The following is a 23,341-nucleotide window of genomic DNA, read 5'->3' as shown; positions in this document are numbered from 1 at the left end:
ATTGAATAATAATCGAGCGAGAGGCCGAAAGCTGCCGACGCATTGAAGTGGTGCAAATGGCGCGCAAGCGCGATTTGCACGCGGCGCCGGCATCGTCGCTTCGATCATCGAGTAATCGATTGACGAATTGCCGGCGGCAGTGTATGTCGCCGGCCTAGATCAGAATCGGACGGTGATTTGCGTCGTCCGGTTTTTGCGCTGCAATTCACCGGTCTGTTTTTCTCGGATCGGGCGGGCAGGGCACCTCATGCTTACAAGTGACAGGGGCACCTTCGGTGTCCCTGTGATTTTTGAAAATCAGGGGCCGGCCAGCAATTGGTAATTCACTGTCTCTGCGTATGCGGGACGCAAGAAAAGAAACAAGGACAAGTCGAATGAACGGCCAGAATATCCGCATCCGCCTGAAGGCGTTTGATCACCGGGTTCTCGATGCCTCCACGCGGGAGATCGTGTCGACCGCCAAGCGTACCGGTGCAAGCGTCCGCGGTCCGGTACCGCTTCCGACCCGCATCGAAAAGTTCACGGTCAACCGCTCGCCTCACGTCGACAAGAAGAGCCGTGAACAGTTCGAGATGCGCACGCACAAGCGCCTGCTCGACATCGTTGATCCTACCCCGCAGACCGTTGACGCGCTGATGAAGCTCGACCTGGCTGCCGGCGTAGACGTCGAGATCAAGCTTTAAGAAGAGATTCCGGCGAGAGCCGAAATAACAAGGAAGGTACGTGGCAAGACCTGCCAACGACTTCTCGAAACGGGAAACCTCCTGGTCCGGAAGGGCTTTGCAGGAATCCTTAAACAAAGAGGCAAGGAAGGGTCGTTGAGACCCGGACACGACTCTCAAGAGGAACGAACTGATGCGTTCAGGTGTGATTGCACAGAAAGTGGGAATGACCCGCGTCTACAACGACGCCGGCGAGCATGTCCCGGTAACGGTTTTGCGGCTCGACAATGTTCAGGTTGTCGCTCACCGCACCAAGGAAAAGAATGGCTACACGGCCGTCCAGCTGGGCGCCGGCGCTGCCAAGGTAAAGAATACGTCGAAGGCCATGCGCGGCAACTTCGCTGCCGCCAGCGTCGAGCCGAAGGCGAAGCTCGTCGAGTTCCGCGTTTCGGAAGAAAACCTGATTGATGTCGGTTCGCAGATCACTGCCGGCCACTTCACCGCGGGTCAGCTGGTCGACGTGACCGGCACCACGATCGGTAAGGGTTTCGCCGGTGCCATCAAGCGCCACAACTTCGGCGGTCTTCGCGCCACCCACGGTGTGTCTGTCTCGCACCGCGCCCACGGTTCGACCGGTTCCAACCAGGATCCGGGTCGCGTCTGGAAGGGCAAGCGCATGGCCGGTCACATGGGTCAGACGCGCGTCACCACGCAGAACCTTGAAGTCGTTTCGACCGATGAAGATCGGGGTCTCATCCTTGTGAAGGGCGCCGTTCCCGGTTCCAAGGGTTCCTGGATCATCGTCCGCGACGCCGTTAAGTCGGCATCGAAGTAAGGGAGCCAAACCAATGGAATTGAACGTCAAGACCCTCGAGGGCAAAGACGCCGGCAAGGTTTCCCTGTCGGATGAAATTTTCGGCCTGGAGCCGCGCGAGGACATCATCGCCCGCATGATCCGCTGGCAGCTTGCCAACAAGCGCCAGGGCACGCACAAGGCGAAGGGTCGCGCGGAAGTCTCCCGCACCGGCTCGAAGATGTACAAGCAGAAGGGTACGGGCCGCGCTCGTCACCATTCGGCTCGCGCTCCGCAGTTCCGCGGCGGTGGTAAGGCCCACGGCCCCGTCGTCCGCAGCCACGCCCAGGACCTTCCGAAGAAGGTTCGTGCGCTCGCTCTGCGTCACGCCCTCTCCGCCAAGCTCAAGGCTGAAGAGCTGATCATCGTCGACCAGCTGGTCGCTGCTGAAGCCAAGACCAAGGCTCTCGTCGGCAACTTCGCTTCGCTCGGCCTCACCAACGCTCTCGTGATCGGCGGCGCCGAAATCGACAGCAACTTCAAGCTCGCTGCCCAGAACATCCCGAACATCGATGTTCTGCCGGTTCAGGGCATCAACGTTTACGACATCCTGCGTCGCGGCAAGCTCGTGCTTTCCAAGGCTGCGGTTGAAGCTCTGGAGGAGCGGTTCAAATGACTGATCTTCGCCACTACGATGTGATCGTATCTCCGTCGATCACCGAAAAGTCGACCTTGGTTTCCGAACAGAACCAGGTTGTGTTCAACGTCGCCAAGGGCGCCACGAAGCCGGAAATCAAGGCTGCCGTCGAATCGCTCTTCGGTGTCAAGGTCACGGCCGTGAACACGCTGCTGCGCAAGGGCAAGATCAAGCGTTTCCGCGGTTTCGCCGGCAAGCAGAAGGACGTCAAGAAGGCGATCGTAACGCTCGCCGAAGGTCAGTCCATCGACGTGTCGACGGGCGTCTGAGGTAGGGAACAAGAACAATGGCATTGAAACACTTCAATCCGACCACGCCGAGCCAGCGTCAGCTCGTCATCGTCGACCGCTCCGCCCTCTACAAGGGCAAGCCGGTCAAGGCTCTGACGGAAGGTCTGACCAAGAGCGGTGGTCGTAACAACCTCGGCCGCATCACCGCCCGCTTCATCGGCGGCGGTCACAAGCGCACCTATCGCCTGGTTGACTTCAAGCGTCGCAAGTTCGACGTTGAAGGCACCGTCGAGCGCCTGGAATACGACCCGAACCGTACGGCGTTCATCGCTCTCGTCACCTATGCCGACGGCGAGCAGGCTTACATCCTTGCTCCGCAGCGTCTTGCTGCCGGCGACAAGGTCATCGCGTCCGACAAGGCCGTCGATGTCAAGCCCGGCAACACCATGCCGCTGCAGTACATTCCGGTTGGTTCGATCGTCCACAACGTCGAAATGAAGCCGGGCAAGGGCGGTCAGATCGCCCGCTCTGCAGGCACCTACGTTCAGCTGGTCGGCCGCGATGCCGGCATGGCGATCCTTCGCCTGAATTCGGGTGAGCAGCGCCTCGTGCATGGCTCCTGCCTTGCGACCGTCGGCGCCGTTTCCAACCCGGACCACGGCAACATCAACGACGGCAAGGCTGGTCGCACGCGCTGGCGTGGCAAGACCCCGCATAACCGCGGCGTCGTCATGAACCCGGTCGACCATCCGCATGGTGGTGGTGAAGGCCGCACCTCCGGTGGCCGTCATCCGGTTACCCCGTGGGGCAAGCCGACCAAGGGCAAGCGCACGCGCTCGAACAAGTCGACCGACAAGTTCATCATGCGCTCCCGCCACCTGAAGAAGAAGTAAGAGAGGTAGTCATTAATGGCTCGTTCAGTATGGAAAGGTCCGTTCGTTGACGGCTATCTTCTCAAGAAGGCTGAGAAGGTTCGCGAAGGCGGTCGTAGCGAAGTGATCAAGATGTGGAGCCGTCGCTCCACGATCCTGCCGCAGTTCGTAGGTCTGACCTTCGGCGTCTACAACGGCAGCAAGCATGTTCCGGTCAGCGTCAACGAAGACATGGTCGGACACAAGTTCGGAGAATTCGCTCCCACCCGGACCTACTACGGTCACGGTGCGGACAAGAAAGCGAAGAGGAAGTAAGAAATGGGCAAGGCAAAAGCCGAACGTCGGCTGAAGGATAACGAGGCGCAAGCCGTTGCGCGCACGCTCCGCGTCAGCCCCCAGAAGCTCAACCTGGTTGCCGCGATGATCCGCGGCAAGAAGGTTGACCGCGCGCTCGCCGACCTCGAGTTCTCGCGCAAGCGTATCGCCGGCACCGTCAAGAAGACGCTGGAATCGGCCATCGCGAACGCCGAGAACAACCACGATCTCGACGTCGACCAGCTGATCGTTGCGGAAGCCTATGTCGGCAAGTCGATCGTCATGAAGCGTTTCCACGCTCGTGGCCGCGGCCGTGCATCGCGCATCGAAAAGCCGTTCTCGCACCTGACGATCGTCGTGCGGGAAGTCGAAGCCAATGAGGAGGCCGCATAATGGGTCAGAAAATCAATCCGATCGGTTTCCGTCTCGGCATCAACCGTACCTGGGACAGCCGCTGGTTCGCCGACAACGCCGAATACGGCAAGCTGCTGCATGAAGACCTGAAGATCCGCTCCTACCTGATGTCGGAGCTGAAGCAGGCCGGCATCGCCAAGGTCGTCATCGAGCGTCCGCACAAGAAGTGCCGCGTGACGATCCACTCGGCTCGTCCGGGTCTGATCATCGGCAAGAAGGGTGCAGACATCGAGAAGCTCCGCAAGAAGCTCTCGGAGATGACGAATTCCGAAACGCACCTCAACATCGTCGAAGTGCGCAAGCCGGAAATCGATGCGACGCTCGTCGCCCAGTCGATCGCCCAGCAGCTGGAACGTCGTATCGCGTTCCGTCGTGCGATGAAGCGTGCCGTCCAGTCGGCCATGCGTCTTGGCGCCGAAGGCATCAAGATCACCTGCGCCGGCCGTCTCGGCGGTGCGGAAATCGCCCGCACCGAATGGTACCGTGAAGGCCGCGTTCCGTTGCACACGTTGCGTGCGGACATCGACTACGGCACCGCCGAAGCAGAAACCGCTTACGGTATCTGCGGTATCAAGGTCTGGATCTTCAAGGGCGAAATCCTTGAGCACGATCCGATGGCATCTGAGCGCCGTGCGCTCGAAGGCGACTCGCAGGGTCCGGCAAGCCGCGAACGCGGCGAGCGGCGTCGCGAGAACGCTTGATAGACGCTGGCGAAAGATAAGCTCGGAGAAGTAAGAAAATGTTGCAGCCAAAGCGTACCAAGTACCGCAAGCAGTTCAAGGGTCGCATCAAGGGCGTCGCCAAGGGTGGTTTCGATCTGGCTTTCGGTGAATTCGGCCTGAAGTCTCAGGAACCGAACCGCGTCAACGCCCGCGAGATCGAAGCGGCACGTCGCGCCATCACGCGTCATATGAAGCGCGCCGGTCGTGTGTGGATCCGTGTATTCCCCGACGTTCCGGTTACGGCGAAGCCGACCGAAGTCCGTATGGGTAAGGGCAAGGGTTCCGTCGAATACTGGGCCTGCAAGGTCAAGCCCGGTCGTATGATGTTCGAGATCGACGGCGTTTCCGAAGAGATCGCCCGCGAGGCTCTGCGTCTCGGCGCGGCCAAGCTCTCGGTCAAGACGCGCTTCGTTCAGCGCATTGCAGAGTGAGGATCAGGCCGATGAAAGCCGCAGATGTTCGCGCCATGAGCGCCGACCAGTTGAATGATGAGCTTGCCAAGCTGAAGAAAGAGCAGTTCAACCTGCGCTTCCAGAAGGCGACGGGCCAGCTTGAAAAGTCTTCGCGTATCCAGGAAGTCCGTCGGGACATCGCACGCGTGAAAACCATCGCCCGCCAGAAGGCGGCGGAAGCCAAGGCCTAAAGGACCAGAATAATATGCCTAAACGCATTCTGCAGGGCGTCGTCGTCAGCGACAAGAATGACAAGACCGTGGTGGTTCGTGTTGAGCGTCGATTCGCTCACCCGCTCCTCCAGAAGACGGTCCGTCGTTCGAAGAAGTACAAGGCTCACGACGAAAGCAACCAGTACAAGGTCGGCGATGTCGTTTCCATCGAGGAATGTGCGCCGATTTCGAAGGACAAGCGCTGGACGGTGGTAGCCGCCCACGCCTGATCGGCAGAGATTTGCGCTTTGGTATTGCACCTTGCGCAAAAATCTGTATGAAGCAGCACATCGGCGCAAGAACGCTCGGAAAGCGAGCGTTCTTTTGCTTTGAGCGCAGGGAAGGTCCCTCGACGGGAAACCGCCTTGGCAAGATCCTTCCCGCGCGACAATCGAGATTTATCATGAGCCGGAATAGGGGGCTTTGCGCCCAACCGTTCCGGTACAACAAGAAGGCGACCTGACATGATTCAGATGCAGACTAACCTCGACGTGGCGGATAATTCCGGCGCACGTCGTGTCATGTGCATCAAGGTGCTGGGCGGCTCCAAGCGCAAGTACGCTTCGGTCGGCGACATCATCGTCGTTTCGATCAAGGAAGCGATTCCGCGCGGCCGCGTGAAGAAGGGTGACGTGATGAAGGCGGTCGTCGTCCGTACCGCCAAGGACATCCGCCGTCCCGACGGTAGCGTCATCCGCTTCGACAGCAACGCAGCCGTTCTTATCGACAACAAGAAAGAGCCGATCGGCACCCGTATCTTCGGACCGGTTCCGCGCGAACTTCGCGCCAAGAACCACATGAAGATCATCTCGCTGGCTCCGGAAGTACTGTAAGGGAGCGACAAGCGATGCAAAAGATTCGTAAGGGCGACAAGGTCGTCGTACTCACCGGCAAGGACAAGGGTCGTTCCGGCGAGGTCATTCAGGTGATGCCGAAGGAAGACCGTGCGGTCGTTCGGGGCGTCAATATCGTCAAGCGCCATCAGCGTCAGACCCAGAGCCAGGAAGCCGGCATCATCAGCAAGGAAGCTTCTGTGCATCTGTCCAACCTTGCCGTCATGGACAAGGACGGCAAGCCGACCCGCGTCGGTTTCAAGGTCGTCGACGGCAAGAAGGTGCGTGTGGCCAAGCGTTCGGGAGATGTGATCGATGGCTGAGGCAAAGTACGAGCCGCGGCTCAAGAAGGAATATGTTTCCCGGATCCGCAAGAGCATGCAGGAGTCTTTCTCCTACGCCAACGAAATGCAGATCCCGAAGATCGACAAGATCGTGATCAACATGGGTGTGGGTGAAGCCACCGGCGACTCCAAGAAGCCGACCATTGCTGCTGCCGACCTTGCGGCGATCGCCGGCCAGAAGCCGGTCATCACCAAGGCCCGCAACTCGATCGCCGGCTTCAAGGTCCGCGAGAACATGCCGATTGGCGCGAAGGTTACCCTTCGTGGCGCCCGCATGTACGAATTCCTGGACCGCCTGATCAACATCGCGCTGCCGCGCGTTCGCGACTTCCGGGGTTTGAACCCGAAGAGCTTTGACGGCCGTGGCAACTTCGCCATGGGCATCAAGGAGCACATTGTGTTCCCTGAGATCAACTACGACAAGGTTGATCAGATGTGGGGCATGGACATCATCGTTTGCACGACGGCAAACACGGACGACGAAGCACGGACTCTCCTGAAAGAGTTCAACTTCCCGTTCCGTCAGTAACCGTAACGACGAGCGTAGAAGAGGAACTTCGATATGGCGAAGACAAGCGCAGTTGAAAAGAACAAGCGCCGCCGCAAGACCGTTGCCCAGCACGCCAACAAGCGTGCTGCCCTGAAGGCAACCATCATGAACCAGTCTCTCTCGATCGAAGAGCGGTTCAAGGCAACCCTGAAGCTGGCAGAACTGCCGCGCGATGGCTCCAAGACCCGCATTCGCAACCGTTGCGAAGTGACCGGTCGCCCGCGCGCATTCTATCGTAAGCTCAAGATGTCGCGTATCGCGCTTCGCGAGCTGGGCAACCTCGGCAAGGTGCCGGGCATTGTCAAGTCGAGCTGGTAAGGAGACGGGTAAATGACGATGACTGATCCGTTGGGCGATATGCTCACCCGCATCCGGAACGGTGCTGCTCGCCGCAAGGCGTCGGTAACCACCCCGGCCTCCAAGCTCCGTGCCCGCGTTCTCGACGTCCTGCAGGCCGAAGGCTACATCCGTGGCTACAGCCAGGTCGACTACGACAACGGCAAGTCCGAACTCACGATCGAGCTGAAGTACTATGAAGGTGCTTCGGTCATCCGTGAGATCGGCCGCGTCTCCAAGCCGGGCCGCCGGGTTTATGTCTCGGTTAAGTCCATTCCGCAGGTCGCGAACGGCCTCGGCATCACCATCCTTTCGACCCCGAAGGGCGTGATGGCCGATCACCAGGCTCGCGAACAGAACGTTGGTGGCGAGGTTCTCTGCTCGGTCTTCTAAGACAGCGCAGGGATCTCCAGAGCGAACAGACAGGATTTCAAAAATGTCTCGTATCGGTAAAAAGCCCGTTCAGGTTCCTGCAGGGATCACGGCCACTGTCGATGGCCAGAAGGTCACCGCCAAGGGTCCGAAGGGCGAACTGTTCTTCGTCGCTAATGACGAAATCTCCGTGAAGCTCGAGGACAACGCCGTTGTCGTCCAGCCGGTCAGCAACACCAAGGATGCTCGTTCGAAGTGGGGCATGTCCCGCACGATGATCGAAAACATCTTCAAGGGTGTGAAGGACGGCTACGAGCGCAAGCTCGAGATCAACGGCGTCGGTTACCGCGCCGCCTTGCAGGGCAAGAACCTGCAGCTGGCTCTCGGCTTCAGCCATGACGTCGTCTACGAACCGCCGGTCGGTATCACGATCGCCGTTCCGAAGCCGACGGAAATCGTGGTTTCCGGCATCAACAAGCAGCAGGTCGGTCAGGTCGCTGCCGAGATCCGCGAATACCGCGGCCCCGAACCCTACAAGGGCAAGGGCGTCAAGTATGCCGAAGAGCGGATCGTCCGCAAAGAAGGCAAGAAGAAGTAAGGAACGCGCGAAATGGCAAGCAGAAAAGAAGCACTGGTTCGTCGTGCCAATCGCGTACGGCGTCAGATCAAGGCGGTGGCCAATGGCCGTCCGCGTCTGTCGGTTCATCGCTCGTCGAAGAACATCTATGCCCAGATCATCGACGACGTCGCCGGCCGCACGCTGGCTGCCGCGTCGACGCTGGACACCGGTCTTCGCTCGTCGCTGAAGACCGGCGCGGATGTCGCAGCCGCAGCTGCCGTCGGCAAGCTCGTCGCCGAGCGTGCCGTCAAGGCCGGCGTCAACGAAGTGGTCTTCGACCGCGGCGCCTTCATCTATCACGGCCGCATTAAGGCTCTCGCCGATGCTGCTCGCGAAGGCGGTCTGACCTTCTGATTTAAGAGTTTCCGCCCGGGCTTGCAGTCCGGGCGGATTTCCGGCATGAGCCGGTTTTCCCGATTTCGCCCAAGACCCGGAAGGGCAGGGCGGAATTTTTTCGTAATCTGCCGATTGCACCCGGAAAAGAAAAAGGAACAGGACAATGGCACAGGACAGGCGTGGTTCGCGCGAAGAGCGTGCGAACCGTGAAGAGCGCGACAGCGAGTTCGTCGACAAGCTGGTCGCTATCAATCGCGTCGCCAAGGTGGTGAAGGGCGGCCGTCGTTTCGGCTTTGCTGCTCTCGTCGTCGTCGGCGACCAGAAGGGCCGGGTCGGTTTCGGCCATGGCAAGGCACGCGAAGTGCCGGAAGCAATCCGCAAGGCGACCGAAGCCGCCAAGCGCGACATGATTTTCGTACCGCTGCGTGACGGCCGTACACTGCATCACGACGTCAACGGCCGCCACGGCGCCGGCAAGGTTCTGCTGCGCTCCGCCAAGGCCGGTACCGGTATCATCGCCGGTGGCCCGATGCGCGCCGTCTTCGAAACGCTTGGCATGCACGACGTCGTCGCCAAGTCGACCGGTTCGTCGAACCCGTACAACATGGTTCGCGCCACGTTCGACGCCCTGAAGCACCAGGTGCACCCGAAGGACATCGCAGCTCAGCGCGGCCTCAAGTATGCCACGCTTCAGGCTCGCCGTGCCGCTTCCGGCAACGCCTCTGAAGAATAAGAGGAGTCTGAACCATGGCCAAGGCTACGAAGAAGACTGAAGCAAAGACGATCACGATCGAACAGATCGGCTCGCCTATCCGCCGCCCGGAAGTCCAGCGCAAGACGCTCATCGGGCTGGGCCTGAACAAGATGCACCGGGTCCGCACCCTGGAGGATACCCCTTCGGTTCGTGGCATGATCCGTGCTGTCCAGCATCTCGTTCGCGTCGTCGACGAGAAGTGAGACGGAGGAAGTCACCATGAAACTGAATGAAATCAAAGACAACGAAGGCTCCTCCAAGGACCGTATCCGCGTTGGTCGCGGTATCGGGTCCGGCAAGGGCAAGACCGGTGGTCGCGGCGTCAAGGGGCAGAAGGCTCGTTCGGGCGTTGCCGTCAACGGTTTCGAAGGCGGTCAGATGCCCATCTACCGTCGCCTGCCGAAGCGCGGCTTCAACAACATCTTCGCATCTGAATTCGTGACCGTATCGCTCGGCCGCATCCAGACCGCGATCGATGCCAAGAAGCTCGACCCGAAGGCAACGATTGATGCTGCAGCCCTGAAGGCTGCGGGCGTCATCCGTCGCCCGAAGGACGGCGTTCGCGTTCTTTCCGACGGCGAACTGAAGGCAAAGGTCACCCTCGAGGTTGCCGGCGCTTCCAAGGCCGCGATCGAAAAGATCGAGAAGGCGGGTGGTTCGATCAAGCTGCTCGTCGCAGCTGCGGAAGCCGCTGAATAAGTACGATTTGATCGCCCGGGGTGCTTCACACCGGGCGATTTTGCTCCCATATGTGAGCCTCACGATCCTCAGAAGGGGTGACGTTGTTTCGTCTTCCGGGAGATTCTGGAAAACAAAGGTGAGGCAAAGCGGTTGCTCCGCAATCGTGCCGCGCCCGGTTTTCTGAAAACGATTTGGTGAATTGCCTCCGAGGCTCTCGCTTCGGATCGGGTTATGCGGAGAATTTCATGGCTTCTGCAGCGGAACAATTGGCCTCGAATCTCAATTTTTCGACCTTTGCGAAGGCGGAAGATCTGAAGAAGCGGCTGTGGTTCACTCTTGCCGCGCTTCTTGTCTATCGTCTCGGCACGCACATCCCGCTGCCCGGCCTCAATCCCGATGCCTATGCTGCGGCCTTCCGAGGCCAGGCGGGCGGCATTCTCGGCCTGTTCAACATGTTCTCCGGCGGTGCCGTCGAGCGCATGGCGATCTTCGCCCTTGGGATCATGCCCTACATCTCCGCCTCGATCATCGTGCAGCTGATGACGTCCGTCGTTCCGGCGCTCGAGAACCTCAAGAAGGAAGGCGAGCAGGGGCGCAAGGTCATCAACCAGTACACCCGCTACGGGACGGTCCTTCTCGGCACGCTGCAGGCCTACGGCATCGCCGTTGGGCTCGAAAGCGGGCAGGGGCTTGTCAACGATCCCGGCTTGTTCTTCCGTCTTTCGACCGTCGTGACCCTTCTCGGCGGCACGATGTTCCTGATGTGGCTCGGCGAGCAGATCACCTCGCGCGGCATCGGCAACGGCATTTCGCTCATCATCTTTTCCGGCATTGCCGCGGGCCTTCCGTCCGCCGTCGTCGGAACGCTCGAACTCGGCCGCACGGGTGCTCTTTCGACCGCGCTCATCCTGACGGTCATCATCGTCGCGATCGGCGTCATTGCGCTGATCGTCTTCGTGGAACGCGCGCAGCGCCGCCTGCTGATCCAGTATCCGAAGCGCCAGGTCGGCAACCGCATGTTCCAGGGCGACACCTCGCACCTGCCGCTGAAGCTCAACACCTCGGGCGTCATTCCGGCGATCTTCGCCTCGTCGCTGCTGCTTCTGCCGGCGACGGCTGCGGGCTTCACCGGCACCTCGACGCTGCCCTCGTGGGCAACCACGATCGTTGCGGCGCTCGGCCACGGTCAGCCGCTCTATATGGCGCTCTACGGCGCTCTCATTGCCTTTTTCGCCTTCTTCTACACCGCGATTGTCTTCAACCCGAAGGATACCGCGGACAACCTGAAGAAGCATGGCGGCTTCATTCCGGGTATCCGCCCCGGTGAGCGCACGGCCGAATACATCGACTACGTACTGACCCGAATCACCGTGATTGGCGCGATCTACCTCGTCTTCGTCTGTATCCTCCCCGAGATCCTGGTCGCCCGTACCGGCGTTCCATTATCCCTTGGTGGTACTTCGCTTTTGATTGTTGTCAGCGTCACCCTTGATACTGTAGCACAGATTCAGGGCCACCTGATTGCCCAGCAGTATGAGGGCCTGATCAAGAAGTCGAAGTTGCGTGGAGGAAAGAGGGGACGATGAGACTTATCCTTTTGGGGCCGCCGGGTGCGGGGAAGGGCACCCAGGCCCAGCGTATCGTCGCGAAGCACGGCATTCCGCAATTGTCGACAGGTGACATGCTGCGTGCAGCGGTCGCCGCGGAGACCGAAGTCGGAAAGCGCGCCAAGGCGGTCATGGACGCGGGCAAGCTGGTCTCGGACGATATCGTGATCGCGATCGTTTCCGAACGAATCGATCAGCCGGACTGTGCCGGCGGTTTCATTCTGGATGGTTTCCCGCGCACGCTCGTGCAGGCGGATGCGACGGAAAAGATGCTCGCCGACAAGGGGCTGGATCTTTCCGTCGTCGTTGAGCTCAAGGTCGACGACAAGGAACTCGTCCGTCGCGTTTCGGGCCGCTATTCCTGCGGCAATTGCGGGAGCGTCTACCACGACACCGACAAGAAGCCTTCCGTCGAAGGCGTCTGTGACACGTGCGGATCGACTCAATTCAAGCGCCGGCCGGACGACAATGCCGAGACCATGAAAGCCAGGCTCGAGGCATACTACAAAGAAACCTCGCCGCTCATCGGCTACTATTACGCCAAGGGCAAGCTGAAGTCGGTGGACGGCATGAAGGACATGGACGCCGTCACCGGGGACATCGAGGCGATCCTCGCCGGCGTGAAGGGCTGACGAGGCTTCAAGAATCTTTACCGGAACAGTTGCTTTTGCCGACTGATTCCGCTAAATAGCGCGCCAACTCGCGACATTTAAGCGATCGGCGCGTTCTTCCGCACGGAGGACCGGGTTCGATCGTTTTGACATGTTGAGGACCCGAATTTGAACGCGTGGCCTGTTTGGCTGCGTAAACCAGACACCACTTGCCGGATGGCAACTGGAACGCAAGGAGAATAGGCGTGGCACGTATCGCTGGCGTCAACATCCCGACCGCGAAGCGCGTAGTAATCGCGCTCCGTTACATTCACGGGATCGGCCCGAAGTTCGCACAGGAAATCATCGAGAAGGTCGGTATCCCGGCTGAGAAGCGTGTTCATCAGCTGACGGATGCCGAAGTTCTGGCGATTCGCGAAACGATCGACCGCGACTATCAGGTCGAGGGCGATCTTCGTCGCGAAACTGCGATGAACATCAAGCGTCTGATGGACCTCGGCTGCTACCGCGGCCTGCGTCATCGCCGCGGCCTGCCGGTTCGCGGTCAGCGCACGCACACCAATGCCCGCACCCGCAAGGGTCCGGCAAAGGCGATCGCCGGTAAGAAGAAGTAATTTGCAGGCAATAGGTCTTGGGCAGTAGGCAGTAGGGAGAACCTATTGCCTACTGCCTACTGCCTATTGGCTTCAAGGTGGAGCCGCTGGCGTTACGGCGGTGCAGAGATCAACGAAAGGAAGACCATGGCCAAGGAAGCCACCCGCGTTCGCCGTCGCGAGCGCAAGAATATCTCGTCGGGCGTTGCGCACGTCAACTCGACCTTCAACAACACGATGATCACCATCACCGATGCGCAGGGCAATGCGATTGCCTGGTCGTCGGCTGGTGCCAAGGGCTTCAAGGGTTCGCGCAAGTCGACCCCGTTCGCCGCTCAGATCGCAGCGGAAGACTGCGCCAAGAAGGCGCAGGAACACGGCATGAAGTCGCTCGAAGTCGAAGTCTGCGGTCCGGGTTCCGGCCGCGAATCGGCCCTGCGCGCTCTGCAGGCTGCCGGTTTCATGATCACCTCGATTCGCGACGTGACGCCGATCCCGCACAACGGTTGCCGTCCGCGCAAGAAGCGCCGCGTCTGATCATTATTCATCCAGTCGACGGGCGCTCGGGCGCCCCTCTCGACGCTTCTAATGCTCGGTTGCCACGATTGGATGGTGGCAACGAACGGAAGGTAAAAACATGATTCAGAAGAATTGGCAGGAACTGATCAAGCCGAACAAGGTCGAGTTCACCTCGTCCGGCCGCACGAAGGCAACGCTGGTTGCTGAACCGCTGGAACGCGGCTTCGGCCTGACGCTCGGCAACGCGCTGCGTCGCGTGCTGCTGTCGTCGCTGCGCGGTGCCGCCGTGACTGCCGTCCAGATCGACGGCGTGCTGCATGAGTTCTCGTCGATCCCGGGCGTCCGGGAAGACGTGACCGACATCGTGCTCAACATCAAGGAAATCGCCATCAAGATGGATGGCGACGATTCCAAGCGCATGGTCGTGCGCAAGCAGGGCCCGGGCGTCGTCACCGCCGGTGACATCCAGACGGTCGGCGACATCGAGATCCTGAACCCCGACCACGTGATCTGCACGCTCGACGAGGGCGCCGAGATCCGCATGGAGTTCACGGTCAACAACGGCAAGGGCTATGTCCCGGCCGAGCGCAACCGCGCGGAAGATGCTCCGATCGGCCTCATCCCGGTCGACAGCCTCTACTCGCCGGTCAAGAAGGTGTCCTACAAGGTTGAGAACACCCGTGAGGGCCAGGTTCTCGACTACGACAAGCTGACCATGACCATCGAAACGGATGGCTCGGTCACCGGTGAGGACGCGGTCGCTTTCGCTGCCCGCATCCTGCAGGACCAGCTCGGCGTGTTCGTCAACTTCGAAGAGCCGCAGAAGGAAGTCGAAGAAGAAGCCGTCACCGAGCTCGCCTTCAACCCGGCGCTGCTCAAGAAGGTCGACGAGCTCGAACTCTCGGTCCGTTCTGCGAACTGCCTGAAGAACGACAACATCGTCTACATCGGCGACCTGATCCAGAAGACGGAAGCGGAAATGCTTCGCACTCCGAACTTCGGTCGCAAGTCGCTCAACGAGATCAAGGAAGTCCTGGCTTCCATGGGCCTGCACCTCGGTATGGAAGTGCCCGCCTGGCCGCCGGAAAACATCGAAGATCTCGCCAAGCGCTACGAAGACCAGTACTAAGAAACAAAAAAGGCAGGTTCGTCTCTGCCTTTTCCAGTCAAACTGCGGGTGACAGCCCGTATGTGTCAGGAAACGGCAGCCTCTGTGACAGAGCCTGCACTTAAAGGAGAATAGCAATGCGCCACCAGAAAGCCGGCCGCAAGCTGAACCGCACCGCCAGCCACCGCAAGGCGATGTTCGCCAACATGGCTGCTTCGCTCATCACCCATGAGCAGATCGTAACGACCCTCCCGAAGGCGAAGGAAATTCGCCCGATCGTCGAGAAGCTCGTCACGCTCGGCAAGCGCGGCGACCTGCACGCTCGTCGTCAGGCCATCTCGCAGATCCAGGACCAGGACGCCGTCCGCAAGCTCTTCGACGCAATCGCCACCCGTTACGCCAACCGTAACGGCGGCTACCTGCGCATCATGAAGGCCGGCTTCCGCCAGGGCGACAACGCCGCGATGGCCGTCATCGAGTTCGTTGAACGCGATGTCGACGCCAAGGGCGCAGCCGACAAGGCCCGCGTCGCCGCTGAAGCCGAAGCTGAAGCAGCGTAAGTTTCTTGCCCGTAAGGGAAGGATAGAAAAGGCCGGAGGGAAACCTCCGGCCTTTTCTGCGTCAATGGGCTTGCTCGCTGTCACGCGGATGTTCCCTGACCTGCGGCGTCAGCCGCTGCCGCACGCCGCTGCGCGCGCGGCCAGGAACTGCCGCTCGGCGGCGTTTCCGGCGAGGCGTGCGGCCTGTTCGAATGCCGCCTTCGCTTCCGCCCTCCGCCCGGCGCGCATCAGGAAGTCGCCGCGCGCCGCCGGCATGCCGGCATAGCCCTGCAGCGCCGGCTCGGCTTCCAGTGGCGCCAGCAGTTCGAGGCCCGTCTCCGGGCCGAAGGCCATCGAATGGGCGATTGCGCGGTTGAGATCGACGACCGGCGAGGGCATGACGCGGCTCAGCCGGTCGTAGAGCGTCGCGATCTGTCGCCAGTCGGTGGCCTCGGCCCGCGGCGCGCGGGCATGGCAGGCTGCGATCGCCGCCTGCAGCGCATAGGGGCCGTCCGCGCCGCCAAGTCGTTCCGCACGACCGAGCGCGGTCAGCCCGTGCTGGATGAGAAGACGGTCCCAGCGGGCGCGGTTCTGTTCGGTGATCATGACGGGGGCGCCGTCGGCGCCCGTGCGGGCCGGAAAGCGGGAGGCGTGCAACTCCATCAGCGCCAAGAGGCCGTGAACCTCCGGCTCCTGGGACAGGAGACCGGAAAGGATGCGGCTGAGCCGCATCGCCTCGGCGCAGAGTTGCGGCCGCAGGGGCTCGTCGCCAGCGCTCGCCGCATAGCCTTCGTTGAAGATAAGGTAGATCACCTCGAGCACGGCCGCGAGCCGCCGGTCGCGTTCCTCACCGCGCGGCACCTCGTAGGCGAGACCCGAAGCGGCGAGGGTCTTCTTCGCCCGCACGATCCGCTGGGCGATCGTTGCTTCACTCGAAAGGAAGGCACGGGCGATTTCTTCCGTCGTCAACCCACCGATCAGCCTGAGCGTCAGCGCGACCCGTGCGTCGACGGAGAGCAGCGGATGGCAGGCGGTGAAGATGAGGCTCAGGCGTTCGTCGCCGATATCGTCATCCATGGCGGCCTCGACCTCCTCGATCGTGGTGTCCCGCTCCAGCGACAGGTCATGACCGATCTCAGTGTGCTTCTGCGCCTGCATCCGGCGGCGGCGGAAGACGTCGATGGCGCGCCGCTTGGCGGTCGCCATCAGCCACCCGGCCGGGTTCTGCGGCACGCCCGTTTTCGGCCATTCGGAAAGCGCCGTAACCAGTGCCTCCTGCGCCAGATCTTCAGCGAATCCGACATCGCGCACCATGCGGTTGAGACCGGCGATCAGCCGGGCCCGCTCAATGCGGAAGACGGTCTCTGCCACGCGGTGGGTGTCGGAAGCCTCCATGAGCGGATTATGAAGGCTCCCGCAACTCAGTCAACGCAGCTGGGCGTCATTCGCCGGGAGGTCCTCCTGCCGCAGCCGCCTGATCCATCCACAGGATCTCCCAGACATAGCCGTCGGGGTCCTCCACCGAACGGCTGTACATGAAGCCGTGGTCCTGCATCGGGTTCGGATCGGCCTTGCCACCGGCACGGGCTGCTTTCTCCACCGTCTGGTCGACCTCGTCGCGCGCCTCGACGCTGAGGGCGATGAGCGTCTGGCTCTCCGTCCGCGCATCGCCGATCGGGCGGCTGGTGAAGGTGGCATACCGTGCATGCGTCAGCAGCATCACGCCGATGGCGCCTGAGAAGATCATGCAGCTCGTCTGCTCGTCGGAGAAGTTGGGATTGCGCGTGCCGCCCAGCGCCTCGTAGAACAGGGTCGCTGCTGCCAGGTCGCGCACCGGCAGGTTTACGAAGATCATTTTCTCCATGATACTTTCCTTTCGCTGATGGCTCAGGACTTGCCGGCTTCACGCTCGGCGAGCCGCTCGCCGGTGCGTTCGTGCAGCTCGATGACATCCGGCGTCAGCGCCTCGGCGAAGTCCGAGAGTTCGTAGACGGGGCGGATTTCGATCTCGCTCGGCCCCGGCATCGGGTTCGGGCAGCGCTTTACCCATTCGACGGCCTCGTCCATGTCCTTGACCTCCCAGATCCAGTAGCCGGCGACCAGTTCGCGGGTCTCTGCGAAGGGGCCGTCGATCACACGGCGGCCCGGACCGTCGAAGGCCACGCGCTTGCCTTTGGATGAGGGTTTCAACCCTTCGCCGGCGAGCATGATGCCGGCATTCACCAGCTCCTCGTTGAACTTGCCCATCGCTTCACCGAGCTCGTTGCTCGGCATGACGCCTGCTTCGCTGTCTGTCGTCGCCTTGACCATGACCATTACACGCATCGTTCTTCTCCTCTGTTGAACCAAGGCCGCCTCGGCGTGCCCGACACCATGACGAACGAATGTTGCAGAAATCGACATGGGTGATGAATCTTTTTTGCCGATCGTTTGCAGCGTGTTGATGGCGGGCGACATTGCTCGGATGGTTGGTTCCTTGCAGCGTCTCGCGTCCGTGGTATGAGGAAGAGAATCGCGGCATCATGGGAGGCGACCATGGACGAGCAAAGCACGGCTTTCGCAGCCCCCGCGGCGATGCTGGTTGAGGGCAGGGCGGAGGGGCCGCTTCTCTTCTCCCACACTGCCTTGAGCTTCTGGGGCGGGGTCGATCCGGAGACCGGTATCGTCATTGACCATGCCCATCCGCTCCGCGGGGTTTGCCTCGCCGGCGCCGTGCTGGCTATGCCGGGCGGTCGCGGGTCCTGCACCGGCAGCGCCATCCTGCTGCAACTGATCGTCAACGGACTGGCGCCCGTCGCCATGGTCTTCTCGCAACGCGAGGACATCCTCACCCTCGGTGTGATCGTTGCCGAAGAGGTCTATGGTCGCTCTCTGCCGATCGCGGTGCTCGAGCCAGCGGATTTCATCCGCCTGGAGGGGCGGAAGAGCCTGTGTGTTGGGAGCGGTTCCGTGTTCGAGCCCGGTGCCACACCGGTGCGAGGAGAGAAGGTTGCCGCGTCCGCTGATCCGCTGACACTCGCCGAAAAAGACCGCGAGCTGCTTTCAGCATCCGTCTCCCCGGCAACCAGCCTTGCCATGCGGATCGTCACCCGGATGGCACGACTTGACGGGGCGGAGCGGCTGATCGACGTGGCGCAGGTCCATGTCGATGGCTGCATCTATACCGGTCCCGCGAGCCTCGATTTCGCCGAGAAGCTTGCCGGTTGGGGCGGCCGCGTCGTCGTCCCGACTTCGCTCAACGCAATCTCGGTGGATCAGGCGCGCTGGCGCGAGCAGGGAACCGATCCCGCGCGCTCGCAGGCCGCAAGCGCCCTTGCCGACGCCTATGTCCGCATGGGAGCGGCACCGACCTTCACCTGCGCACCCTATCAGCTCGACGACGCCCCGCACCGGGGCGAGGACATCGCCTGGGCGGAATCGAACGCCGTAGTCTATGCCAACAGCGTGCTCGGCGCACACACGATGAAGTATCCGGACTTCCTCGACATCTGCATCGCGCTCACCGGACGCGCGCCGCACGCCGGCTGCCATATCGACGAAAACCGCAAGGCCCGGCTGCTCATCGAGGTTGAGCCGATGACCGGTTGCGACGACTGCTTGTGGCCGCTGCTCGGCTACCAGGTCGGCCTCCTCGCGCCGAATACCATCCCGGTGCTGACCGGGCTAGAGACGGTCGCACCGAGTGACGACGACCTGAAGGCCTTCGGCGCAGCCTTCGCCACCACCTCTGCCGCGCCGATGTTCCACATCGTCGGGGTCACGCCCGAGGCGCCGACGCTTCAGGCCGCCGCGGGCGGCGCAACGCTGCCGGTGCTCACCGTGTCGCACGCCGATCTGCTGGCGGTCTGGCGGAGCTTCAATCCGGTGACCGGCGAGCCGGTCGACCTGGTCGCGCTCGGCAATCCGCATTTCTCCGCTGACGAATGCCGGCATCTCGCCGAACTCTGCCGCGGGCGGAAGAAGCATCCCGACGTGGCACTTACCGTTACGGCAAGTCGCTCCACTTACGGGAAGATCATCGAGAGCGGCCTTGCCGCCGAACTGGAGGCCTTCGGCGTCACCTTCGTTCGCGATGCCTGCTGGTGCACGGTGATGCCGCCGATCGTGCCGCCGGCGGCGCGCCTGATCGTCACCAATTCAGGAAAATACGCTCATTACGGCCCGGGGCTGAGCGGCAAGGAGGTGCGTTTTGCAAGCCTTGCGGGATGCGTCGATGCGGCTATCCTCGGCCGTTGCCCGGAAGCGCCACCGGCCTGGCTGACGAGCTGAACGCGCGTCGCAGGGCCGGAACGACCGGCCCTGCCGGGTTACAACTCAGTTCGCGAGGTTTTTGACGATCTGCTCGAAGAAGGCGATGTTCTCTTTCTCGAAGCCGAGCGGATCGGCCGGCGAATCGAGCTTGACGATCACCGTCCTGCTCGGCGGATCGATATAGATGAACTGGTTGAACAGGCCGATCGCCGCGTAGGCGTCCGAGCCCGGCACCGTCCACCACTGATAGGCATAGCCGAGCCAGTCGTCCTTGCTCGCCGGCTCCGTTGTCGCATCCGGTACCGTCGACTGTTTCACCCAGTCCGCTGGGATGACCTGACGTCCGTTCGCCTTGCCGTCGTCGAGCATCATCAGGCCGAAACGGCCGTAGTCGCGGAGCGCCGCATTCATGCCGGCGCCGAAGAACTCGCGGCCGACGGTATCCGGCCCGTCGAGCATGTAGAAGGCGTCCGATTCCATGCCGGCGGGCTTCCAGATCTTCTCGCTCAGATAGTCCGCGCCTTTCATGCCGGTCGCCTTTTCGAGGACGCACCCGAGAACGGATGTGTCGAGGGTCGAATAGTTGAAGACCTCTCCCGGCTTGTGCTCGGTCTTGGCGCGGTCCTTCGCATAGTCGCACCAGCGGTACTTGTAGGCGACGAGTGAATTGTTGTGCACTTCGGTCAGCTGCGTGTCGCTGCCGAATTCATACACTTCCAGCCAGGCGACACCCGAGCGCATCATCAGGAGATCGCGGATCGAGACATCGGCGTAAGCCGAACTCTTCCAGTCGGGCAGATAGTCGACCACCCTGTCGTCGAGGCTCTTGATCTTGCCCTCGGAGACAGCAATCCCGATCATCGTCGCCAGCATCGACTTCGCCATCGAAAAAGAAATGTGGTGTCCTTTTTCGTCGAGGCCGTTGCGGTAGATCTCGTTCACGATCTTGCCGTCGTGGATCACCAGAAGTCCGTTGGTCGCGGTCTTCTCGAGGAAATCATCGAGCGACAGGGATTGCTCGCCGAGCGTGAATTTCTCCCCGATAGCGCGTGGTTCGGAGGGCACTGCCCAGACGCTGTCGCCGGCCCGCACCGGTCTCGTCGCGAAGATCGAGTCCATGTGCTGGAAGGTGAGGACGGAAAGTTCGGGCGTCATCATCGCCGCGCGGGCGTTGACCATGGTCGGTGTCAGCCATTTCTGGTCGTCCGCCCGGGCGAGCGCAGGCATCGCAAGACCGGCCAGGATCACGGCCGAAAGAACTCGTTTCTGCATGTCGGAAGTTCCCCTTTTTTGTTGATCGATAAGGGGTAGAGCATCCACGGCTGGACTGGCTATCCGCTTCGTGTGATGATTTCTGCCTGTTTTCCGGGCAATCCGGATCGCAAGGCAATGGTTGGACGATGTTCTACGAGCGACAGTCTCTCCGGGATGCGAGTGAACACGACGCCTGCGACGGCGAGTGGGTGCAGAGCTATCGGCAGGTGAGCCGCGGGACCTATGGCGCCTCCTTCGAACTGATGGCCGTCGGCGATGCCGTAATCAGCCGCGAGCGCATCGCTCCATCGGTCGCGCAGGAGACGAGAAGCCCGGCCGGAAAGCTCTCCTTCATCTTCCCGATCACGGCGCAGGGCGGCTGGCGCGTCAACGGTCACCACGAAACGGGCACGATGGTCGCGCTGCGTCAGGGCGAAACAGAGTTGATGACCGTCGTGGGCGAGGAGAGCGACCTCATCAGCCTTACGCTGCCGGTCGAGGCGATAGGGCTTTCGATCGGAGGCTCGGCCGTCCGCTCACGCGCCCGTTCGCCGACCGACGAGGCCCTTGGCGACTGGCTCGCCTGCCTGCTCGGCTTCGGAGCGTTGGAGGGACGGCCGTCCGCCGATCTCGAACGGGTCCTGCCGGACCTCCTTGCCGAGAGGTTTCTCGACTTCTGGGCAGCTTTCGATGATCGCAGCAAAGGGCTCACCGGCCGGCGCGCCTCGCTCGACCTGTTCCGGCGGGTGGAGCGGCAGATTGCGGACGATCCGGGCGAACCGGTCACGCTACCGTCGCTCGCCAGTCAGCTCGACGTGCCGCTCGAACGCCTGCGTTCTGCCTTCTTGGATGCCGTCGGCATGCCGCCGTCGCTGTGGTTGCGTCTTGCGAGGCTCGACGGCGCCCGCCGTGACCTTCTCGATCCCAAATCCTCCCCGGGCGACGTCTCCGACATCGCCATGCGGTGGGGCTTCTTTCATCTCGGGCGATTTTCCGGACTGTATCGAACGCACTACGGCGAGACGCCCGTCGAGACCCTGAAGCGCCTCGACCGCGCGTCCGGCCGGCGACCTTAGGCTCTCGCGGATGCCGGCATCCGGCGCTGCCGTTTCCGGCTCATCAGCCGCGGCCGCACCAGCCGGTAGCCGAGAAGAAGTGTGACCGCGGCGATATAGAAGGCTGGTTCGGCGGTGACCGATTTCAACGACAGCGCATAATGGAGCACGCCGGCGGCGGCAATCGCGTAGACGAGCCGGTGCAGCATGGTCCAGCGCGGACCGAGTCTGCGGATCGACCAGCGGTTGGAGGTGAGTGCCAGCGGGATCAGCATGACGAGTCCCGCCATGCCGAGCATGATGTAGGGCCGCTTGGCGAGGTCTCCGGCGATCGACGTCAGGATCATCCCGCGATCGAGCGTGAGATAGACGGTGAAATGCGCGAGCACGTACCAGAAGGCGAGCAGCCCCAATGCGCGTCGATAGCTAATTAGGTTGATGCCTAAGAGATCGCGCATCGGCGTGACGAGCAGCGTCAGGCAAAGAAAGCGTAGCGCCCAGAGGCCGAGGAAGTGCTCGAAGGTCCTGACGGGATCGGCACCCAGATCGGCCGTGACCCCTAGGTAGAATGTCCAGAAGCCGGGTGCGAGGCCGATCGCATAGAGCGCCCAGACGGAAAGCGGTCGGTAGCGGGCGGGAAGGGCAGCCATCAATAGTACTTCGCGAGATCCATGCCGGCGTAGAGGCCGGCGACCTCTTCCGCATAGCCGTTGAAGGGCAGGGTCTCGCGCCGGGAGCCGCCGAAGAGCCCGCCGCCTTCGCCGATCCGCCGTTCCGTCGCCTGGCTCCAGCGAGGGTGGTCGACCGCCGGATTGACGTTCGCGTAGAAGCCGTATTCCTGCGGCGCCGAGAGGTTCCAGGTGCAGGGCGGTTCCTTCTCGGTGAGCGTGATCCGGACGATCGACTTGATGCCCTTGAAGCCGTATTTCCACGGCACGACGAGGCGGAGCGGCGCGCCGTTCTGGTTCGGCAGCGTCTCGCCGTAAAGGCCGGTCGCGAGGATCGTCAGCGGATGACGTGCCTCGTCGAGCCTCAGGCCCTCGACATAGGGCCAGCGGAGCGGCTGGAAGAGCCCGCGCTGGCCGGGCATTTCATCGGAGCGCACAACCGTCTCGAAGGCGACGTATTTCGCGCTGCCGAGCGGCTCTGCTCGGTCGAGCAGGGCCGAAAGCGGAAAGCCGATCCACGGGATCACCATCGACCAGGCCTCGACGCAGCGCATCCGGTAGACGCGCTCCTCCATCGGAAAGTCCTTCATGATATCGTCGATGCCGAAGACGGTGGGCTTGGCGACGAGGCCGCCCACCTCCACCCGCCAGGGGCTCGGCTTGAAGTCGCCGGAATAGCGGACCGGATCGGCCTTGTCGGTGCCAAATTCGTAGAAATTGTTGTAGCTGGTCGCATCCTCCTTCGAGGTGACCGTCTCGTCGACCTTGTAGTCGCTGGGCTTGGCGGCCAGGGGAGCGGCGTGCAGCGATTTCGGCAGGGCGGCGAGCGCAAGCCCGGCGCCGGCGGTCGCCATCAGCGTCCGGCGGTTCATGTAGAGCGCCGGCGGCGTGATCTCGCTCGCGGCGATCTTGGGCGGACGATAGGATGGCATGGCTCTGTTC

35 protein-coding genes are annotated in these 23,341 nt (G+C 61.9%); 29 read left to right on the top strand and 6 right to left on the bottom strand.

Annotated elements, in window-relative coordinates; genetic code table 11:
- Positions 1-374 precede the first annotated feature (374 nt).
- The 27 genes from rpsJ (at position 375) to rplQ (ending at position 15,192) form a co-directional block, all read left to right on the top strand.
- Positions 375-683 carry a 30S ribosomal protein S10 gene (rpsJ, locus tag EUU22_RS06165; protein ID WP_006728688.1) on the top strand — a complete coding sequence of 103 codons (309 nt, stop codon included), beginning with the start codon at positions 375-377 and terminating at the stop codon, positions 681-683.
- A 172-nt stretch (positions 684-855) separates the two neighbouring features.
- Positions 856-1,497 (top strand): 50S ribosomal protein L3, encoded by a 642-nt coding sequence (rplC, locus tag EUU22_RS06160; RefSeq protein ID WP_112684687.1) that lies wholly within the window; start codon positions 856-858, stop codon positions 1,495-1,497.
- 13 nt (positions 1,498-1,510) lie between these two features.
- Positions 1,511-2,131: a 50S ribosomal protein L4 gene (rplD, locus tag EUU22_RS06155; protein WP_129331162.1), complete on the top strand. Its 621-nt coding sequence runs from the start codon at positions 1,511-1,513 to the stop codon at positions 2,129-2,131.
- Positions 2,128-2,421 carry a 50S ribosomal protein L23 gene (locus tag EUU22_RS06150; RefSeq protein ID WP_114362263.1) on the top strand — a complete coding sequence of 98 codons (294 nt, stop codon included), beginning with the start codon at positions 2,128-2,130 and terminating at the stop codon, positions 2,419-2,421. The genes rplD and EUU22_RS06150 overlap by 4 nt, the downstream gene beginning before the upstream one ends.
- A gap of 17 nt (positions 2,422-2,438) precedes the next feature.
- Positions 2,439-3,275, top strand: a complete 837-nt coding sequence (gene rplB, locus EUU22_RS06145; RefSeq protein WP_129331161.1) for a 50S ribosomal protein L2 — start codon at positions 2,439-2,441, stop codon at positions 3,273-3,275.
- A 15-nt stretch (positions 3,276-3,290) separates the two neighbouring features.
- A complete protein-coding gene (gene rpsS, locus EUU22_RS06140; protein ID WP_062282885.1) occupies positions 3,291-3,569 on the top strand; it encodes a 30S ribosomal protein S19 in 279 nt (92 codons plus the stop codon).
- Positions 3,570-3,572: 3 nt separating this feature from the next.
- Positions 3,573-3,962, top strand: coding sequence for a 50S ribosomal protein L22 (rplV, locus tag EUU22_RS06135; RefSeq protein ID WP_129331160.1), 390 nt, complete (start codon positions 3,573-3,575; stop codon positions 3,960-3,962).
- Complete coding sequence (rpsC, locus tag EUU22_RS06130; RefSeq protein ID WP_129331159.1) at positions 3,962-4,684, top strand: 30S ribosomal protein S3; 723 nt, start codon at positions 3,962-3,964, stop codon at positions 4,682-4,684. The genes rplV and rpsC overlap by 1 nt, the downstream gene beginning before the upstream one ends.
- Before the next feature lie 38 nt (positions 4,685-4,722).
- Positions 4,723-5,136 (top strand): 50S ribosomal protein L16, encoded by a 414-nt coding sequence (rplP, locus tag EUU22_RS06125; protein WP_129331158.1) that lies wholly within the window; start codon positions 4,723-4,725, stop codon positions 5,134-5,136.
- An 11-nt stretch (positions 5,137-5,147) separates the two neighbouring features.
- Positions 5,148-5,348, top strand: coding sequence for a 50S ribosomal protein L29 (gene rpmC / locus EUU22_RS06120; protein ID WP_028735898.1), 201 nt, complete (start codon positions 5,148-5,150; stop codon positions 5,346-5,348).
- A 14-nt stretch (positions 5,349-5,362) separates the two neighbouring features.
- Complete coding sequence (rpsQ, locus tag EUU22_RS06115; RefSeq protein WP_129331157.1) at positions 5,363-5,599, top strand: 30S ribosomal protein S17; 237 nt, start codon at positions 5,363-5,365, stop codon at positions 5,597-5,599.
- Positions 5,600-5,833: 234 nt separating this feature from the next.
- Positions 5,834-6,202, top strand: a complete 369-nt coding sequence (gene rplN, locus EUU22_RS06110; protein ID WP_112684675.1) for a 50S ribosomal protein L14 — start codon at positions 5,834-5,836, stop codon at positions 6,200-6,202.
- A gap of 14 nt (positions 6,203-6,216) precedes the next feature.
- Positions 6,217-6,525 (top strand): 50S ribosomal protein L24, encoded by a 309-nt coding sequence (gene rplX, locus EUU22_RS06105; protein ID WP_129331156.1) that lies wholly within the window; start codon positions 6,217-6,219, stop codon positions 6,523-6,525.
- On the top strand, positions 6,518-7,075 hold the full coding sequence (gene rplE / locus EUU22_RS06100) for a 50S ribosomal protein L5 (protein ID WP_129331155.1): 558 nt from the start codon (positions 6,518-6,520) through the stop codon (positions 7,073-7,075). The genes rplX and rplE overlap by 8 nt, the downstream gene beginning before the upstream one ends.
- A gap of 33 nt (positions 7,076-7,108) precedes the next feature.
- Entirely contained in the window at positions 7,109-7,414 is a 306-nt protein-coding gene (gene rpsN / locus EUU22_RS06095) for a 30S ribosomal protein S14 (RefSeq protein ID WP_129331154.1), read from the top strand.
- A gap of 12 nt (positions 7,415-7,426) precedes the next feature.
- Positions 7,427-7,825: a 30S ribosomal protein S8 gene (rpsH, locus tag EUU22_RS06090; protein ID WP_129331153.1), complete on the top strand. Its 399-nt coding sequence runs from the start codon at positions 7,427-7,429 to the stop codon at positions 7,823-7,825.
- A gap of 43 nt (positions 7,826-7,868) precedes the next feature.
- Positions 7,869-8,402, top strand: coding sequence for a 50S ribosomal protein L6 (gene rplF, locus EUU22_RS06085; protein ID WP_129331152.1), 534 nt, complete (start codon positions 7,869-7,871; stop codon positions 8,400-8,402).
- Positions 8,403-8,414: 12 nt separating this feature from the next.
- Positions 8,415-8,777, top strand: coding sequence for a 50S ribosomal protein L18 (gene rplR, locus EUU22_RS06080; protein WP_129331151.1), 363 nt, complete (start codon positions 8,415-8,417; stop codon positions 8,775-8,777).
- Between the two features lie 145 nt (positions 8,778-8,922).
- Positions 8,923-9,492, top strand: a complete 570-nt coding sequence (rpsE, locus tag EUU22_RS06075; protein ID WP_129331150.1) for a 30S ribosomal protein S5 — start codon at positions 8,923-8,925, stop codon at positions 9,490-9,492.
- Positions 9,493-9,506: 14 nt separating this feature from the next.
- The gene (rpmD, locus tag EUU22_RS06070; protein WP_113462293.1) at positions 9,507-9,716 is read left to right on the top strand and encodes a 50S ribosomal protein L30; all 210 of its coding nucleotides are present in this window, start codon (positions 9,507-9,509) and stop codon (positions 9,714-9,716) included.
- Positions 9,717-9,732: 16 nt separating this feature from the next.
- The gene (gene rplO / locus EUU22_RS06065) at positions 9,733-10,212 is read left to right on the top strand and encodes a 50S ribosomal protein L15 (protein WP_129331149.1); all 480 of its coding nucleotides are present in this window, start codon (positions 9,733-9,735) and stop codon (positions 10,210-10,212) included.
- Between the two features lie 227 nt (positions 10,213-10,439).
- Entirely contained in the window at positions 10,440-11,780 is a 1,341-nt protein-coding gene (gene secY / locus EUU22_RS06060) for a preprotein translocase subunit SecY (RefSeq protein WP_129331148.1), read from the top strand.
- The gene (locus EUU22_RS06055) at positions 11,777-12,433 is read left to right on the top strand and encodes an adenylate kinase (protein ID WP_129331147.1); all 657 of its coding nucleotides are present in this window, start codon (positions 11,777-11,779) and stop codon (positions 12,431-12,433) included. The genes secY and EUU22_RS06055 overlap by 4 nt, the downstream gene beginning before the upstream one ends.
- Positions 12,434-12,657: 224 nt before the next feature.
- Complete coding sequence (rpsM, locus tag EUU22_RS06050; protein ID WP_112684651.1) at positions 12,658-13,026, top strand: 30S ribosomal protein S13; 369 nt, start codon at positions 12,658-12,660, stop codon at positions 13,024-13,026.
- Positions 13,027-13,152: 126 nt separating this feature from the next.
- Entirely contained in the window at positions 13,153-13,542 is a 390-nt protein-coding gene (gene rpsK / locus EUU22_RS06045) for a 30S ribosomal protein S11 (RefSeq protein ID WP_015915761.1), read from the top strand.
- Between the two features lie 100 nt (positions 13,543-13,642).
- Complete coding sequence (locus tag EUU22_RS06040) at positions 13,643-14,653, top strand: DNA-directed RNA polymerase subunit alpha (RefSeq protein ID WP_112684649.1); 1,011 nt, start codon at positions 13,643-13,645, stop codon at positions 14,651-14,653.
- 116 nt (positions 14,654-14,769) lie between these two features.
- Entirely contained in the window at positions 14,770-15,192 is a 423-nt protein-coding gene (gene rplQ / locus EUU22_RS06035) for a 50S ribosomal protein L17 (protein WP_112684647.1), read from the top strand.
- Positions 15,193-15,300: 108 nt separating this feature from the next.
- On the opposite strand, the gene EUU22_RS06030 is transcribed toward rplQ, so the two are convergent.
- The 3 genes from EUU22_RS06030 to EUU22_RS06020 are packed head-to-tail and all read right to left on the bottom strand — an operon-like array spanning position 15,301 to position 17,496.
- Complete coding sequence (locus EUU22_RS06030) at positions 15,301-16,566, bottom strand: RNA polymerase sigma factor (protein ID WP_129331146.1); 1,266 nt, start codon at positions 16,564-16,566, stop codon at positions 15,301-15,303.
- Positions 16,567-16,612: 46 nt separating this feature from the next.
- A complete protein-coding gene (locus EUU22_RS06025; protein WP_129331145.1) occupies positions 16,613-17,035 on the bottom strand; it encodes a VOC family protein in 423 nt (140 codons plus the stop codon).
- A 23-nt stretch (positions 17,036-17,058) separates the two neighbouring features.
- A complete protein-coding gene (locus EUU22_RS06020) occupies positions 17,059-17,496 on the bottom strand; it encodes a YciI family protein (RefSeq protein WP_129331144.1) in 438 nt (145 codons plus the stop codon).
- Between the two features lie 210 nt (positions 17,497-17,706).
- Between EUU22_RS06020 and lhpI the strand changes: the two genes are divergently transcribed.
- Complete coding sequence (gene lhpI / locus EUU22_RS06015) at positions 17,707-19,440, top strand: cis-3-hydroxy-L-proline dehydratase (protein WP_129331143.1); 1,734 nt, start codon at positions 17,707-17,709, stop codon at positions 19,438-19,440.
- A gap of 45 nt (positions 19,441-19,485) precedes the next feature.
- Here the strand turns inward: lhpI and EUU22_RS06010 are convergent, their stop codons facing one another.
- Positions 19,486-20,694 carry a serine hydrolase domain-containing protein gene (locus tag EUU22_RS06010; protein ID WP_129331142.1) on the bottom strand — a complete coding sequence of 403 codons (1,209 nt, stop codon included), beginning with the start codon at positions 20,692-20,694 and terminating at the stop codon, positions 19,486-19,488.
- 128 nt (positions 20,695-20,822) lie between these two features.
- On the opposite strand from EUU22_RS06010, the gene EUU22_RS06005 reads away from it, so the two are divergent.
- The gene (locus EUU22_RS06005) at positions 20,823-21,752 is read left to right on the top strand and encodes a helix-turn-helix domain-containing protein (RefSeq protein WP_129331141.1); all 930 of its coding nucleotides are present in this window, start codon (positions 20,823-20,825) and stop codon (positions 21,750-21,752) included.
- Here EUU22_RS06005 and msrQ read toward each other — a convergent pair.
- Positions 21,749-22,381 carry a protein-methionine-sulfoxide reductase heme-binding subunit MsrQ gene (gene msrQ / locus EUU22_RS06000; protein WP_129331140.1) on the bottom strand — a complete coding sequence of 211 codons (633 nt, stop codon included), beginning with the start codon at positions 22,379-22,381 and terminating at the stop codon, positions 21,749-21,751. The two genes, EUU22_RS06005 and msrQ, sit on opposite strands and share 4 nt — an antisense overlap.
- Positions 22,381-23,331 (bottom strand): protein-methionine-sulfoxide reductase catalytic subunit MsrP, encoded by a 951-nt coding sequence (gene msrP / locus EUU22_RS05995; protein WP_129331139.1) that lies wholly within the window; start codon positions 23,329-23,331, stop codon positions 22,381-22,383. Before msrP ends, msrQ begins: the two co-directional genes overlap by 1 nt.
- Positions 23,332-23,341: the final 10 nt, after the last annotated feature.

Origin of the sequence: Ciceribacter ferrooxidans, assembly GCF_004137355.1 — a bacterium.
Classification (GTDB): Bacteria; Pseudomonadota; Alphaproteobacteria; order Rhizobiales; family Rhizobiaceae; genus Allorhizobium; species Allorhizobium ferrooxidans.
This window is presented reverse-complemented; position numbering and strand designations above follow the sequence as displayed.

What these genes read in the sequence shown, in the direction of transcription:
- rpsN (WP_129331154.1), top strand. Translation starts at nt 7,109, where the DNA reads ATGGCGAAGACAAGCGCAGTTGAAAAGAACAAGCGCCGCCGCAAGACC.
- secY (WP_129331148.1), top strand. Translation starts at nt 10,440, where the DNA reads ATGGCTTCTGCAGCGGAACAATTGGCCTCGAATCTCAATTTTTCGACC.
- rpsE (WP_129331150.1), top strand. Translation starts at nt 8,923, where the DNA reads ATGGCACAGGACAGGCGTGGTTCGCGCGAAGAGCGTGCGAACCGTGAA.
- rplO (WP_129331149.1), top strand. Translation starts at nt 9,733, where the DNA reads ATGAAACTGAATGAAATCAAAGACAACGAAGGCTCCTCCAAGGACCGT.
- rplR (WP_129331151.1), top strand. Translation starts at nt 8,415, where the DNA reads ATGGCAAGCAGAAAAGAAGCACTGGTTCGTCGTGCCAATCGCGTACGG.
- rplB (WP_129331161.1), top strand. Translation starts at nt 2,439, where the DNA reads ATGGCATTGAAACACTTCAATCCGACCACGCCGAGCCAGCGTCAGCTC.
- rplX (WP_129331156.1), top strand. Translation starts at nt 6,217, where the DNA reads ATGCAAAAGATTCGTAAGGGCGACAAGGTCGTCGTACTCACCGGCAAG.
- rplF (WP_129331152.1), top strand. Translation starts at nt 7,869, where the DNA reads ATGTCTCGTATCGGTAAAAAGCCCGTTCAGGTTCCTGCAGGGATCACG.
- msrP (WP_129331139.1), bottom strand. Translation starts at nt 23,331, where the DNA reads ATGCCATCCTATCGTCCGCCCAAGATCGCCGCGAGCGAGATCACGCCG.
- EUU22_RS06025 (WP_129331145.1), bottom strand. Translation starts at nt 17,035, where the DNA reads ATGGAGAAAATGATCTTCGTAAACCTGCCGGTGCGCGACCTGGCAGCA.
- rpmD (WP_113462293.1), top strand. Translation starts at nt 9,507, where the DNA reads ATGGCCAAGGCTACGAAGAAGACTGAAGCAAAGACGATCACGATCGAA.
- rplP (WP_129331158.1), top strand. Translation starts at nt 4,723, where the DNA reads ATGTTGCAGCCAAAGCGTACCAAGTACCGCAAGCAGTTCAAGGGTCGC.
- rplV (WP_129331160.1), top strand. Translation starts at nt 3,573, where the DNA reads ATGGGCAAGGCAAAAGCCGAACGTCGGCTGAAGGATAACGAGGCGCAA.
- rplE (WP_129331155.1), top strand. Translation starts at nt 6,518, where the DNA reads ATGGCTGAGGCAAAGTACGAGCCGCGGCTCAAGAAGGAATATGTTTCC.
- rplN (WP_112684675.1), top strand. Translation starts at nt 5,834, where the DNA reads ATGATTCAGATGCAGACTAACCTCGACGTGGCGGATAATTCCGGCGCA.
- rpsS (WP_062282885.1), top strand. Translation starts at nt 3,291, where the DNA reads ATGGCTCGTTCAGTATGGAAAGGTCCGTTCGTTGACGGCTATCTTCTC.
- rpsH (WP_129331153.1), top strand. Translation starts at nt 7,427, where the DNA reads ATGACGATGACTGATCCGTTGGGCGATATGCTCACCCGCATCCGGAAC.
- msrQ (WP_129331140.1), bottom strand. Translation starts at nt 22,381, where the DNA reads ATGGCTGCCCTTCCCGCCCGCTACCGACCGCTTTCCGTCTGGGCGCTC.
- rplC (WP_112684687.1), top strand. Translation starts at nt 856, where the DNA reads ATGCGTTCAGGTGTGATTGCACAGAAAGTGGGAATGACCCGCGTCTAC.
- rpsK (WP_015915761.1), top strand. Translation starts at nt 13,153, where the DNA reads ATGGCCAAGGAAGCCACCCGCGTTCGCCGTCGCGAGCGCAAGAATATC.
- rplQ (WP_112684647.1), top strand. Translation starts at nt 14,770, where the DNA reads ATGCGCCACCAGAAAGCCGGCCGCAAGCTGAACCGCACCGCCAGCCAC.
- EUU22_RS06150 (WP_114362263.1), top strand. Translation starts at nt 2,128, where the DNA reads ATGACTGATCTTCGCCACTACGATGTGATCGTATCTCCGTCGATCACC.
- lhpI (WP_129331143.1), top strand. Translation starts at nt 17,707, where the DNA reads ATGGACGAGCAAAGCACGGCTTTCGCAGCCCCCGCGGCGATGCTGGTT.
- EUU22_RS06030 (WP_129331146.1), bottom strand. Translation starts at nt 16,566, where the DNA reads ATGGAGGCTTCCGACACCCACCGCGTGGCAGAGACCGTCTTCCGCATT.
- rplD (WP_129331162.1), top strand. Translation starts at nt 1,511, where the DNA reads ATGGAATTGAACGTCAAGACCCTCGAGGGCAAAGACGCCGGCAAGGTT.
- EUU22_RS06010 (WP_129331142.1), bottom strand. Translation starts at nt 20,694, where the DNA reads ATGCAGAAACGAGTTCTTTCGGCCGTGATCCTGGCCGGTCTTGCGATG.
- rpmC (WP_028735898.1), top strand. Translation starts at nt 5,148, where the DNA reads ATGAAAGCCGCAGATGTTCGCGCCATGAGCGCCGACCAGTTGAATGAT.
- rpsC (WP_129331159.1), top strand. Translation starts at nt 3,962, where the DNA reads ATGGGTCAGAAAATCAATCCGATCGGTTTCCGTCTCGGCATCAACCGT.
- EUU22_RS06040 (WP_112684649.1), top strand. Translation starts at nt 13,643, where the DNA reads ATGATTCAGAAGAATTGGCAGGAACTGATCAAGCCGAACAAGGTCGAG.
- rpsQ (WP_129331157.1), top strand. Translation starts at nt 5,363, where the DNA reads ATGCCTAAACGCATTCTGCAGGGCGTCGTCGTCAGCGACAAGAATGAC.
- EUU22_RS06005 (WP_129331141.1), top strand. Translation starts at nt 20,823, where the DNA reads ATGTTCTACGAGCGACAGTCTCTCCGGGATGCGAGTGAACACGACGCC.
- EUU22_RS06055 (WP_129331147.1), top strand. Translation starts at nt 11,777, where the DNA reads ATGAGACTTATCCTTTTGGGGCCGCCGGGTGCGGGGAAGGGCACCCAG.
- EUU22_RS06020 (WP_129331144.1), bottom strand. Translation starts at nt 17,496, where the DNA reads ATGCGTGTAATGGTCATGGTCAAGGCGACGACAGACAGCGAAGCAGGC.
- rpsJ (WP_006728688.1), top strand. Translation starts at nt 375, where the DNA reads ATGAACGGCCAGAATATCCGCATCCGCCTGAAGGCGTTTGATCACCGG.